This window comes from Microbulbifer agarilyticus, assembly GCF_001999945.1.
In the GTDB taxonomy this organism is placed as follows: Bacteria; Pseudomonadota; Gammaproteobacteria; order Pseudomonadales; family Cellvibrionaceae; genus Microbulbifer; species Microbulbifer agarilyticus_A.
In genome coordinates, this window is the sequence record NZ_CP019650.1 from 108,691 (window position 1) to 121,740 (window position 13,050).

Annotated in this window: 11 protein-coding genes; 10 read left to right on the forward strand and 1 reads right to left on the reverse strand. The window is 47.3% G+C overall.

What is annotated here, in order from left to right:
- Positions 1-6 precede the first annotated feature (6 nt).
- The 10 genes from Mag101_RS00455 to Mag101_RS00500 all read left to right on the forward strand — a co-directional run bounded on the left by Mag101_RS00455 (position 7) and on the right by Mag101_RS00500 (position 11,757).
- Positions 7-1,701 (forward strand): flotillin family protein, encoded by a 1,695-nt coding sequence (locus tag Mag101_RS00455; protein ID WP_077399258.1) that lies wholly within the window; start codon positions 7-9, stop codon positions 1,699-1,701.
- A gap of 456 nt (positions 1,702-2,157) precedes the next feature.
- Positions 2,158-3,162: a glycosyltransferase family 2 protein gene (locus Mag101_RS00460; protein WP_077399261.1), complete on the forward strand. Its 1,005-nt coding sequence runs from the start codon at positions 2,158-2,160 to the stop codon at positions 3,160-3,162.
- Positions 3,159-4,082, forward strand: a complete 924-nt coding sequence (locus Mag101_RS00465; RefSeq protein WP_077399265.1) for a sulfotransferase family protein — start codon at positions 3,159-3,161, stop codon at positions 4,080-4,082. Before Mag101_RS00460 ends, Mag101_RS00465 begins: the two co-directional genes overlap by 4 nt.
- Complete coding sequence (locus Mag101_RS00470; RefSeq protein ID WP_077399269.1) at positions 4,069-5,154, forward strand: glycosyltransferase family 2 protein; 1,086 nt, start codon at positions 4,069-4,071, stop codon at positions 5,152-5,154. The genes Mag101_RS00465 and Mag101_RS00470 overlap by 14 nt, the downstream gene beginning before the upstream one ends.
- A gap of 9 nt (positions 5,155-5,163) precedes the next feature.
- Positions 5,164-5,934: a WecB/TagA/CpsF family glycosyltransferase gene (locus Mag101_RS00475; RefSeq protein ID WP_077399272.1), complete on the forward strand. Its 771-nt coding sequence runs from the start codon at positions 5,164-5,166 to the stop codon at positions 5,932-5,934.
- A gap of 81 nt (positions 5,935-6,015) precedes the next feature.
- Positions 6,016-6,990: a glycosyltransferase family 2 protein gene (locus Mag101_RS00480; protein ID WP_077407951.1), complete on the forward strand. Its 975-nt coding sequence runs from the start codon at positions 6,016-6,018 to the stop codon at positions 6,988-6,990.
- Between the two features lie 11 nt (positions 6,991-7,001).
- Positions 7,002-8,267, forward strand: a complete 1,266-nt coding sequence (locus Mag101_RS00485; RefSeq protein WP_198040034.1) for a glycosyltransferase — start codon at positions 7,002-7,004, stop codon at positions 8,265-8,267.
- Between the two features lie 98 nt (positions 8,268-8,365).
- On the forward strand, positions 8,366-9,643 hold the full coding sequence (locus tag Mag101_RS00490; RefSeq protein WP_077399278.1) for a hypothetical protein: 1,278 nt from the start codon (positions 8,366-8,368) through the stop codon (positions 9,641-9,643).
- Positions 9,644-9,817: 174 nt separating this feature from the next.
- Entirely contained in the window at positions 9,818-10,387 is a 570-nt protein-coding gene (locus tag Mag101_RS00495; protein ID WP_157520050.1) for a hypothetical protein, read from the forward strand.
- Between the two features lie 11 nt (positions 10,388-10,398).
- Positions 10,399-11,757, forward strand: coding sequence for a glycosyltransferase family 4 protein (locus tag Mag101_RS00500; RefSeq protein ID WP_077399284.1), 1,359 nt, complete (start codon positions 10,399-10,401; stop codon positions 11,755-11,757).
- On the opposite strand, the gene Mag101_RS00505 is transcribed toward Mag101_RS00500, so the two are convergent.
- The gene (locus tag Mag101_RS00505; protein WP_198040035.1) at positions 11,744-12,916 is read right to left on the reverse strand and encodes a glycosyltransferase family 4 protein; all 1,173 of its coding nucleotides are present in this window, start codon (positions 12,914-12,916) and stop codon (positions 11,744-11,746) included. The two genes, Mag101_RS00500 and Mag101_RS00505, sit on opposite strands and share 14 nt — an antisense overlap.
- Between the last annotated feature and the right edge of the window lie 134 nt (positions 12,917-13,050).

A 13,050-nucleotide genomic window follows, 5' to 3' on the forward strand; every position in this document is an offset into this window, starting at 1 on the left:
TTATCAGTGATTCAGAATCTTTCCAACATCGCCATTATGGCGGGGGCCGTGCTCGTCGGCCTGATTGTCATCGGTACCATTTTCGCGCGCCTGTATACCCGCGCGTCCAAGGAGCGCTCCTTTGTGCGCACTGGTATGGGTGGTCAAAAAGTCATCATGAATGGTGGCGCACTGGTACTGCCGGTCTTGCATGAAATCATTCCAGTAAACATGAACACCTTGCGCCTTGCCGTTTCACGCAAGGAACAGCATGCGCTGATTACCAAAGATAGAATGCGCGTAGATGTGCTTGCCGAATTCTACCTGCGAGTGAAGCCTGATACCGATGCCATTGCCAATGCGGCGCAGACACTTGGTATACGTACACTCGACCCCGAAGCATTGAAAGAAATGATTGAGGGTAAGTTCGTCGATGCTTTGCGTTCCGTGGCCGCAGAAATGGAAATGGCCGAGTTACATGAACAGCGCAGTCAGTTTGTACAAAAAGTACAGCAAGTTGTTTCCGAAGACCTGTTAAAGAATGGTTTGGAACTGGAGTCGGTATCACTCACCGGCCTGGACCAAACCCACAAGGAATTCTTCAACCAAGACAATATATTCGATGCCGAAGGACTGGCCAGTATGACTCGCTCTATTGAAGCGCGTCGTAAAGAGGTGAACGATGTAGAGCAGGAAACTCGGGTTCAAATTGAAACCAAAAACCTGGAAGCGGAACGCCAGCGTCTGGAGATTGAAAAGGAAAAGCGTTATGCCCATCTGGAGCAGCAACGCGAGCTGGAAAATCGTGAGGCTGCACAAAAAGCCGATATTGCACGCGAGACCGCGTCGCAAGAACGGGCAGCACGCCAGGCGGAAATTGAGGCGGGCCGTGAAGTTGATCAATCGCGGATTGGTGCCGAACAGGCCACTCGCCTTCTCGAAATCGAAAAGGAAAAGCGCCTGCAGGAGCAGGAAATTGAACGCGAGCGCATCCTCGATGAACAGCGTATTTCCAAGCAGAAGTCTGTGGAAATCGCTGAGCAAGAGCGCGCTATTGCGGTAGCGGAGAAGTCCAAAGAGCAGTCTGTTGCCGACCAACAGGCCAACGTGGCGCGCGCCGACGCGATTAAAGCGGAAGAGCAGGTGCGTACCGCACAAGATGTAGAAGTTGCCGAGCGTGACAAGCGCATCGAAATCATCGAAGCGCAGAAAGAAGCGGAGCGTCAGGCTACGTCGATCAAAGTCGCAGCGGAAGCGGAAAAAGCCGCCGCAGAAGACAAGGCTGAGGCCTTGCGCTTACAAGCCGCTGCAGAAGCGGAAGCGGTCCGTATCAAGGTCGAAGCCGATCGCGAGAAGTATGCGGTGGATGCTGAAGGACAGCGCTTGATGAACGAAGCTATGAACAGCCTGAGCGAAGCGCAGATAGCACTCAAGCGGGTGCTGAGTCTCCACGAAAATCTACCTGCCATTGTGCGCGAGAGCGTAAGACCCTTGGAAAAGATCGACGGTATGAAGATTATTTCAGTCGATGGCTTGAATGGTGTAGGCGGAAGCTCCGCACGCGGGGTTGTTGAAGGCGAAGGTGAGGCCCATAGCCAAAGCCTCCCCGAGGCGCTGGTGGGTAGTGCGCTTAAGCACCGTGCCATGGCGCCATTGGTCGATTCCCTATTGAAAGAGGCTGGTGTGAATGACTTGGCCAAGGTAGTCGAGCCCGAGCTTTAATTCTTTCCACAGGGGCTTCCGGGCGGCAACGCGCGGGAGCCCGCTTGGTCCCCTCCCTTCTTAGCTTCATTTCTTTTTTATTTTTCTCCACGGGATAGTTCACAGCCGTCTGCATGACCCATATGGCGCACAAATCATTATTTGATGTTAATTTTTGAAATGTCATGAATTCTTGGTAAAGTGTGACCCGCATCTCGTATTGGAGAACCTTTCAGCACCGGCGACAGGGGAAAGTGCACGGTATTAATGCTGCTGCGCTCGGGTACACCGGATTTAAATTTCTGAAAGGTAGCTACTTGGCCGGAGAGGAAGGCCAATTTAAGCAATACACCAGTTACTAGTGAATGGAATGGACTGGCACGCACTTTGCGAGTCCAAGATCACTCGTCGTTGCAATAACTAAAATGGAATTTCGGTCATTTCCTTGCGAAGTGGTCTCTCACATAGAAGCAGACAATGGAAAGTCGCGCTCCCTTAGTCCTTGCGGTAGTCATCGTTAATTACCGTACACCTGATCTCGTCGTAGATTGCCTGGAAAGCTTGGTACCACAGCTGCCGAGCCGTGCCGGCGTGGCCGTCGTTGATAATGCCTCTGGCGATCACTCTATCGAAACACTCCAGGCCTGGCTCGACGGCACTGACGCGGCTACCGCTGAAAAAGTACATTTACTTGCATCTCCCACCAATGGAGGGTTTTCGGCAGGCAATAATCTCGGGATCAAGCATCTGCGTGCGGATTTCTATTTGCTGCTAAATAGTGACACGATCGTTCGTCCTGGTGCTATTTCTCTCCTGCTGGGTCGCATTCAACGAGACGCACAAATCGCAGCAGTTGGCCCACGACTTGAGTATTTGGACGGCAGGCCGCAGGTCAGCCGCTTCCGGCGCCGTGGTGTAACCAGTGAGTTTATACGCGGTGCGCAAATTCAAGGCATTTCTCGAATTTTGCGTCGAAAAAATACGTCTATAGAGCTTGATGAACCCGAGCAAAAAATTGACTGGGTGAGCTTTGCATGTGTCCTGCTGAGAGCAGAAGTCATCAAGAAAATCGGCTTGATGGATGAGCAATTCTTCATGTATTTCGAAGACATTGAATACTGTCTACGAATACAAAAAGCAGGATATACCATCGAACAGGCGTTGGAGGCTCGCGTGGTGCATCTGCGTGGCGGTACTTCGAGTGTCAAGAAAAATAGCGATAAGAAAAAACGTATACCAGCGTATTTCTATCAATCGCGAACTCGATATTTCACCCTGTTAGGCGGAAAAACACGCCTTATTTCGGCGAACCTCGCTTGGTATTTGGGGCGTGCAATTCGTCTGTTGAAATGTCTGCGCGGCAAAACCGCTGGCTCTAGGATACCTGGAGAATGGCGTGATATCTGGAAGGATTTTCTTATAGTCCAGCCGCCTCAATTCACTTCAACAGATGAAATATCACGTAGAGCGGCAGACCTATGACATCCCAGAAAAAAGCATTACCTGATTTCGTCATCATCGGCGCTATGAAGTCGGCGACAACGACTATCTACGAGCAGCTGCGTGGGCTCGATGGTTTGTATATGCCCGAGCTGAAGGAGCCAAATTTCTTTAGCGATGATGCACAGTATGCCCGGGGTGCAGACTGGTACAAAGGATTGTTCGAGAGCGCCGAAAGCGACGATATTCTTGGTGAAGCTAGTACCCACTATACCAAGCTTCCCACTTACCCAAAGACCGTTGAAAGACTCTATGAGTCATTGCCCAACGCAAAGCTCATCTATGTAATGCGCCATCCGATTGAGCGGCTGATATCGCAATATATCCACGAATGGAGCTGTAACAATATAAAGGTCGATATTAACCAGGCAATTGAGCAACATTCGGAGCTGGTCAACTATAGCTGTTATGCAGGCCAGTTGGCCCCATTTATTGAGCGCTATGGCCGGAACAAGATACTGCCGGTATTTTTCGAGCGGTTGAGAGCACACCCACAGTCTGAACTAGAGAGAATTGCGCAATTTATCGGCTATACCGGTAAAGTGACCTGGCAAGATGACCAGTCTAAAACCAATGTTTCCTCTGAGCGACTTCGCACCAATGGTGTAACGAGATTCCTGATTGGAAATCCGATTCTAACCTTCCTACGCAGAGTTCTTGTTCCACGAGCACTCCGCAACGCAGTCAAATCACGTCTGCAGATGAAGAAACGCCCTATTTTATCTGAAGCATCGCTTCAAAATATTCAACACATATTAAATCGTGATTTGGAAGAACTAGGTTACCTACTGGGTACTGAAATTACAGTAGACAACTATAGAGAGCGCGTTTTAGAAAACACTTTGAACTGGAGCACGCAGCAAAAAGATACCGCTGTGGGGGGCGAGTATGTCTACTCATAATAATGATGCATACAAGATTAGCGAACCAACTCTTGGATTTGTCATCATCGGCAGGAATGAGGGAGACCGACTGCGCCGTTGTATAGGGTCAATACTTGAGCAGCGCCAGTCTATCAGCCCCAAAATTGATGCGCATAAAAACGACAATACTCACGATCACGACGTGGACTTGCCACCAGTTGTGTATGTTGACTCGGGTTCAACAGACGGCAGTGTCGAGTATGTGAAAAGCGTAGACTGTGACGTTGTGCGACTCGATATGACCACGCGTTTTACAGCCGCGCGCGCGCGTAATACTGGGTTAGCCTATCTGTTGGAAAAACACCCGAATATCGAATACATCCAGTTCATTGACGGCGATTGCGCCATACAACCTGGGTGGTTAGTGAAAGCGATTTCCTTTTTGTCTGTTAATCCACATGTGGCTATCACATGTGGGAGAAGAAGAGAGGTTTATCCACAAAGAACTATTTACAACGCCTTGTGTGATATGGAGTGGGATACCCCAATAGGCGATACCAAATCCTGCGGCGGCGACTTTCTTGCGAGAAAGGACGCAATAATCGCGGTAGGCGGCTTTAACCCTGAAATGATCGCGGGTGAAGAGCCTGAAATGTGCTTCCGACTGAGAAAAAAGAACTGGAAAATTTGGCGAATCGCAGAGGAAATGACTTCGCATGACGCAGCAATGACCAGCTTCCGGCAATTCTGGCTGCGAAATAAGCGCGCAGGATTTGCTTATGCTGCGCGCAGTGCGTTACACGCCACCAAGCAAAATCCGTATTGTGTTAGAGAAGTCGTAAGTATTTGTTTCTGGGCGTGTGTATTTCCAATTGTCATTGCAAGTATATACCCGTTCTCTCCACCGATCGCACTCTTTCTAATTCTTGCCTACCCAGCAATGGCGTTCCGCATATTTATACGAAAAATACGGCGTAGAAACTCGTTTCGGCGTTCTCTGGTCTACGGAGTGCTAACACAAATTGGAAAGGTCCCGCAGTTCTTTGGGGTGACGAAATTCGCCATGGGACAGTTCTCCGGGCGTAAAACTGCGATTATTGAATATAAATAGAGATTACTAATGCCTGACATTCATTCTGTCGATATTGGACTTTGCCGCATTGATACGGCGAGCATGGACAGTGCTATTGACCATATTCGTCAAATGCAGAGAAACAAGCATGCGGGATACATTGTGACCCCGAATGTTGATCATCTGGCCCGGCTCGCCAGAAAAGATGATTCGGGAAGCCTTCAGCATATCTATCGCAATGCGAGTTTGTCGCTTTGTGACAGTCGCATTCTAGAAGCTCTACTCAATCGACATGGTACCAAGATCCCACAGGTCGTGACTGGCAGTGATCTAACGCGGCGTCTATTCGAAAGCGAACTAAGCAGTAAGGACCGTATATATATTCTTGGCGGCGAGGATGAGGTCATCAACATCGTTCGAGATAGATTTCCCTATCTGGACATAACCCATCATAACCCGACGATGGGATTTATAACCAAGAGCGATGAAGTAAAAAAGGTTATCGATAAAATTCTAAGTGCACAGTCAGATTTCGTGTTCCTTGCGGTCGGCTCCCCCCAACAGGAGAAACTCGCCCTGATGCTAAAACAGCAGGCTCGATTCCACGGTATTGCGCTATGTATTGGAGCGTCGATACTTTTCCTCGCCGACAAGGAAAAAAGGGCACCGAAGTGGATGCAGCGCTCACGCCTCGAATGGCTTTATCGCTTGTTGCAGAATCCTACAAGGCTCACGAAACGCTATATTCAAAATGCGCTCGTTCTACCAAGAATTAATCGTATGCTGGCCCAGAGTGTTGCTGAACCCGCAACAAACTGAATTTAATTTATTCAAGGGAATGTTCAAGTGCAGAATAGAGATTACGTCATAATCTCGCCGTGTCGCGATGAAGTAGAATATATGCAGCGAACGCTGGACAGCGTTGTGGCGCAGACAGCACCGCCAAAGCTCTGGGTCATTGTCGATGACGGGTCCACTGATGGCTCGAGTGAAATTCTCGCTGGGTATGCGAATAAGTACTCATTCATCCGTATTTTAAAACGCGAGAACCGTGGGTATCGCAATGTCGGCCCAGGGGTTGTCGATACTTTCTATGCTGGCCTAAAAACCATTGACCGCGGGAAGTACAGCTATCTCTGTAAATTGGACCTGGATCTCGAATTACCCGCCAGATATTTCGAACGCTTGATGGAAAAAATGGAGGCGGACCCGCGAATTGGTACTTGCAGTGGCAAACCCTATAACGAGCGAGACGGCAAACTGGTCAGCGAACGCCGCGGTGACGAGATGTCAGCAGGTATGACGAAGTTCTATCGTATCCAATGCTTTGAACAGATTGGTGGGTTTGTGCGGGAGGTCATGTGGGATGCGATTGATTGTCACAAATGTAGAGAGATGGGGTGGCGTGCGTCGAGCTGGGATGAGCCAGACCTCAATTTCACGCATCTTCGTGTGATGGGTTCCAGCCAACACGGTATCCTGACAGGCCGCGCCCGTCACGGCTTTGGCCAGTATTTTATGGGGACCGGCTGGATATACATGCTCGCGACCTGTGTGTTCAGGGCTATTGAATACCCGTTCATCATCGGCGGCATCGCGATGTACTACGGCTATCTAAAGGCGTTATTTAGACAAGACAAGCAGCTTGATGATCCAGCTTTGATCAGAGAAATCCGCTGGTATCAATCCCGCTCTCTACTTATGGGAAGACATAGGGCGGTGGAGAGTCTTGAAGCTACCAATGAGTCCCGCTGGAATCCGGATGCAAATGCCGGGGGAATTGCATTGTTGCAAGCGCGGATGAATGCCGAAAGCACAAGTACTAACGATGTAGCCAAGTCCGCTACTGACAAATCCCTGCTACGAGGAGCATGAGAAGGATCCTCATGGCACAGATAGAAAATAGTGGGCGCGTTGCCTACATCGCTCCCGAAATACCTGGTAAGTCTAGTACCTTTGTCTACAACGAGATTATCGAGCTGGAAAAGCTGGGGAAAACCGTTCTCCCATTTTCACTACATTCGGTGGAGGCTGGTGGTACAGATGAACAGATTGTACGAATAGCAGAAAATTGCCACTACCTGTATGAGAAGAAACTGAACCATGTATTAGTTGAGAACCTTAAGTTCCTGGCGAAGCATCCGCTAACCTACGTTAAGAGCGTGGTACGTTGTCTAGGGGATACCCTGCTCTGCATTAAAGACCCAAAGCTTGCGTTAGGCCAGATATATCGTTTTCTGGTGGCTGGTTATCTCTCCAACAGATTGCTCATGGAGAATATTGATCATATTCATTGCCATTTTTCGCATATCGCAACCGACATTGGAATGTATACCAGCATGCTGCTGGGCACACCCTTTAGCTTTACCGCTCATGCAAATGACATTTTTCAACGTGCGTACCTGATGCGGCAGAAGGGGGAGCGCGCGAAATTCGTTGCAACAATTTCCACCTTCAACATGCAGGTGCTTAAGTCCCAGGGCATTCCTGCGGACAAAATGGTGCTGGTTCGATGTGGCGTTGACTCCGACCAATTCTCTCCTCGGGATCAATCCAAAGAGGAACGTGGCGAGATCACTCTTGGTTTTTTAGGTCGACTCGTTGAGAAGAAAGGTGTGGATATATTGGTCAATGCGTTGGCAAAACTGTCGCCACATCAACCCAATATTAAGCTCGAGATCATGGGCGATGGGCCGCTGCAGCAAAGTCTTAAAGCTCTCGTTGAAAGTCACGGACTGACAGAAAATGTCTCTTTCGGCGGTGCACTGCCTCACGATCTTGTTTCCAGTTGGTATGAAAAGATTGATTACTTCGTGTTTCCCGGAAAAGTGGACTCCAACGGCGATATGGATGGCATTCCGGTGGTATTAATGGAGGCGATGATGCGTGGAGTCCCCGTAATTGCAACTTCAGTATCGGGAATTCCTGAACTGGTAATAGATGATATTACAGGAAGCTTGTCTGAACCTGATGCAAGTGCGTTGGCCGCTTCTATCCAAAAAGTCGTAAGTGAGACGCAAGAAAACAGCGTAAGAAAAATCAATAATGCGATATCGAAGATAGAGTCCGAATTTAATCTCGCAAGTAATACGAGAATTTTACGCGACAGTTTCGATAATAATCTCCAGCTTGAACCATGCCAAATACAATAGCTTTATTGGCTGTTCTAGTATGGCCAGTTCTATCCTTACTTCTATACAGAAAATATAGTGCCCTAACGGCCACGTTCTGGACGATTTTTGGGGCATATATGTTTCTGCCTCTGAAGGTCGCATTTGTGCTACCTATCTTACCTAATATAGACAAGCAAAATGTTGCTGCGTACAGCGCACTCATCGGCTGCTTTCTTATTAAAAAGGTAAAGTTTCGCTTTCCGCCAACGCTCGGTAGCAAGCTATTACTTTTTACCGGTCTGCTAATTTCAAGTCTGACGGTACTTACAAATCTCGATCCTGTATTTACGGGAGTACGGGTGAAACCTGCACTATCACCTAAAGACCTGATCTCGATGACATTTCAGGTCGCATTTGCACTTGTCCCCTTTATCCTCGCGGCAATTCTTGTCAAAGACATAAAAGATGGCATTAAGGTCCTACGGCTGGTCGCAATTGCTGGTGTTCTCTACTCGCCATTAATGATTATCGAAGTGCTACTGAGCCCGCAGCTCCACACATGGATCTATGGCTTTTTCCCCCATGCGTTTAACCAGCAGATTCGGTTTGGGGGTTATCGGCCGGTCGTATTTATGGGGCACGGACTATTGGTTGCAAACTTTTCCGTTGTTGTCTTACTCGCAATGACCGGACTATGGAAGGCGAAACAAAAGATTTTCATCTTGCCAAATATCTTCTTTGTACTGTATGGACTATTTATCCTATTGATATGTAAGTCTGTTGGGGCGTGGCTCCTGGGTACGCTTGGCTTCCTTATGCTTGCGTTCTTGCCTTCAAGGCTATCGACATTGGCCGCGTACATACTTGCCTCCGCTGTATTTTTCTATCCAATTTTAGCCATGTTCAATTACATCCCTCATGACAAACTATTGGAGCTGGCTGCTGTTTTTGGGCCTGATAAGGTTGGCTCGCTTGGGTTCCGGTTTGAACATGAAGAAATCATGCTTGCACATGGCCAGGAGAAAATGCTGTTTGGTTGGGGGGGATGGGACCGCAACCGTATTGATGGCGTGGTCACAGACGGATATTGGATTATCAAGTTTACCCAGTTTGGCCTGCTTGGCTACCTGGTGTTCCTTGGGCTACCGATGTTAGCAGTAAAAAATGGCAAAGCGTTTTTGAGTAAGATTCGTGATCCGCAACACGCCCAGGTATGTGCGACTTTTTGTGTCATCATAGCAATGCTGATGGTTGATCAGATTCCAAATGCGTCACAGCACAACTGGGTGTTCTTTATGTATGGCGTTGCCATCGGCATGTGTGCGAATCATAAGTTTCGAAAATCGCGTCGACGTGAATCTGCGGATCGGGAACCCATAATTGGAAAGGTACCTGTGCAAGTTCCAGTCCAATAAAGTCTTCAGAGAAATTGTTAAAAGATCTTGGATATGTTTAGAAGTCTGATAAATGCCATAGGTAAACACTTAGTGCCTTTTACAAATCCACGTGTGGTGTGCCCGCCTGGGATAATCCCCAGGAGTATTGGTAAGCCAATTATAGTGGCCTCTGTTATGCGCTCTGGAACACACTTGGCGATCGACTTGCTGTTAAATAACTTCCCGGATCTGGCTAAAAAGCCTTTATATGTGGATGCTGACCAGCTATTTAGAAGCCAGGTAAATCGGGAACAATATATCAATAGTGGCTTGCAAATCGGAAGGTGTGTCGTCAAAACACATTTTCCCCAGGCTGCGCCTGAAAATATGCGAGCGACTATCGAGAAGCTTGTAACTGAGTCACATGTGATTCTATTACGTAGGCCGGTAGAGCAAACGCTTCGATCAACTCAGTCTTGGGGGCTGGTAAATGATGTTGACTTGTATAAAGAAAAGGTAGACGAATTTTTTGACTATTGGAGTGGCGTTTCGAATGATGTTTTGGAAATAAATTTTGATGAGCTGACAGATCGCGAAAAATTCCCCACCATTGTTCAAAATATATCCAGGTTGACAGGGCTTAAAGCCACAGCCAAGACACGTTATCCCGTTAATCCGAAAAAAATTGTCACTATGATAACAACGAAGTTGGCTACGCGAATGTTCGGGAAACGAGCGCCTATAATAAATACCGGAATACGTAGTGGAATGACTCAGCACTAGGCCAACGAAAAATGAAAATTAAAGTACTGTTGGTAATTGAGAGTTGTAATCCGGAGCTAAGCTCCGTTCCGCTGGTTGGATACAATTTTTATAAGGTAATAAATAAGTTCGCTGACGTTCATTTGGTAACACATTGTCGGAATAAGGACGCACTTGCTCGTGCAGGACATACGAGCGACATTACCTATTATGAGCAATCACGTACAGAGGTTGTCTACTACAAACTAATCGCATTTCTCACAACTTTTCGTGGTCGGACTGTTTGGCCACTACGCCACCTGTTGCAGTTCCCAATTTATTTTTTCTTTAACCGTTTCGTTGATCAAGCATTTTCAGAAAGTGTCGGCAACGGTGATTATGAGATCGTTCATGCGTTGACGCCGATTATGCCGCGATATCCGTATTCCATTGCGGCGGCGTGTCGTAAATCTGAGCGAAAAGCGAAATTTATTCTCGGGCCCGTAAACGGCGGGGTACCCTATCCAGAAGCCTTTCGCAACATTGGAAGACAGGAGTTTAGTTACTTCAATTGGATCCGCAGTGTCGGTACATGGCTGGTACCCAGCTATCGGTCGACATACAAGCATGCTGATGTAATTTTAACTGGCTCGTCATACACTGACTCTTGGTTAAAAAAGGTTTTCCCATCACAGTCTGCGAAAATGCATTTGATGTATGAAAATGCCGCTAACGAAATGTTCTATACATCCGATATGAAAATTGGAGAAGGGGCGGAGAGAGGTAGTTTCACCAATGGAACGTCCACCAATCCCAGCTCGACATTTAAGCTTTTGTTTCTCGGTCGACTGGAGCCGTATAAGGGTTGTGACATGGTTTTGGAGGCGCTAGCGAAACTTTCCAACAGGGATAAGGAAAATTTACAGTTTACTATCGTTGGTGAAGGTTCCCAGCGAAAACAATTAACGGATTATGTGGCAAATAACAAGTTAACGGCTCTGGTGAATTTTAAGGGCTGGATTCCGCACTCAGATGTACCGGCCGAGTGCAAAGATGCAGATCTTTTTTGCTTTCCGTCGGTACGTGAATTTGGCGGAGCAGTTGTGATGGAATCTATGGCAGCAGGGACACCATGTATCGTCGTAAACAATGGCGGAATCGGTGAATACGTGACGGAAAATAGTGGTTTTAAAATAGAGCCAATATCGCGAGAGCACGTTGTTCAGCAGTTGACTGAGAAAATCAGCTTTTTGAAAAACAACCCTAAGAGACTTTTCGAAATGGCATTGGTGGCAAGGAAGCAAGCCGAGCTATATTCATGGAAAAATAAAGGCTCGGCGCTCGAAAAAATATATATGCAAGCAATTACGTCGAGTGAGGCCGAACCTATCGAGCAGGTTACGCTGGGATGATATGTTGTGCCAGTCGGTTTGCAACACGCCGGTGGCAAAACTTTTCTTCTGCTGTGGCACGGGCATTTTCAGAGATTACTTTTATTTGCGCGCTATTTTCCAAAAGGAATAGAATAGCCCGTTTAATATCTTCAACATCTTTTTGCCGAACAAGCATGCCGTCGTGCTCGTCCGTAATCATGTCTCTTGTCCCGCCTATAATTGAGCATACGGTAGCAACACCGCATGCCATTGCCTCCATAATTGCTACAGGTGCAGCTTCCCCGAAGCCAAAACTTGTTAATACAAAAATATCTGTTGTTTTTAAAATCTTGTTAACTTCCTGCTCTTTTTTGAAGCCCAGGAATGCGACCTTGTCGGTGAGTCCAAGTTCACTTACTTCCTGTTCGAGCTTCTCTCGCATTTCACCGTCACCGACGATCTGATAAATGAAGTTCAGATTTTCTGGGAGTTGTGCTAACGCTTGAAGTGTATAAGTGTGTCCTTTGACATGCGCCAATCGACTTATGGAGGTCAAGACGATTGGCTTGGTACCGAATTCCACGTAAGTGCGAGGCAAAAATTTGCTCAGATTAACACCCATTGGTACAACATGTACTTGATCTTCAGGGTAGTTCGGAAGCGCGTCCACAATTTCACTACGCAGTGGTTCTGTCACAGTGATAATTGCAGAAGCACCTGACAACTTTTCTAGATGGTTTTGACCATACTGATTGAGATTGCCATGAATACAGACACTGTATGTAAATTTACCCGACAGTGCACCCATGGCTACTATATGTGATGCATCTGCAGATGAGTGGACATGAATATGCCCTATCTCTTTTGCTTTGCAATACAACTGAAGATTTACTGCAAGCGGAATAAACAATAGGGTGCGCAACTTCTCAGAAAAATTGGCCCGTAGCCGAAAGCAATATAATACTGAACGCATCAACCAAGGAAGATTTAGCAGTATGTGCGCAATCAGCCCTATGATTGGAATCTTCGTAAGATAGTAGGTGTCACTAACCTGTGAAAAGAATTCGTGAAAATTCTTTGCGCGAGGTTTGCGCGTGGATATGATTTCGACATGGTTACCCGCTTCGCGGAGTGCTTGAATTTCACGCCAAAAGAAAATATGTGTTTGCCCGGGGAATTCTGGGATAAGAACTGCCATTCGTCTGCAGTCACGCATCTTAACATCCTTGTTTGATAATCAATTTTTGCCTGCTATCGCATTGCGTATAAAACACGCGATAGCACTAAAACCACGATACTCCTGAGATGCGTCCTTCTCGGGAGTGGAATGAA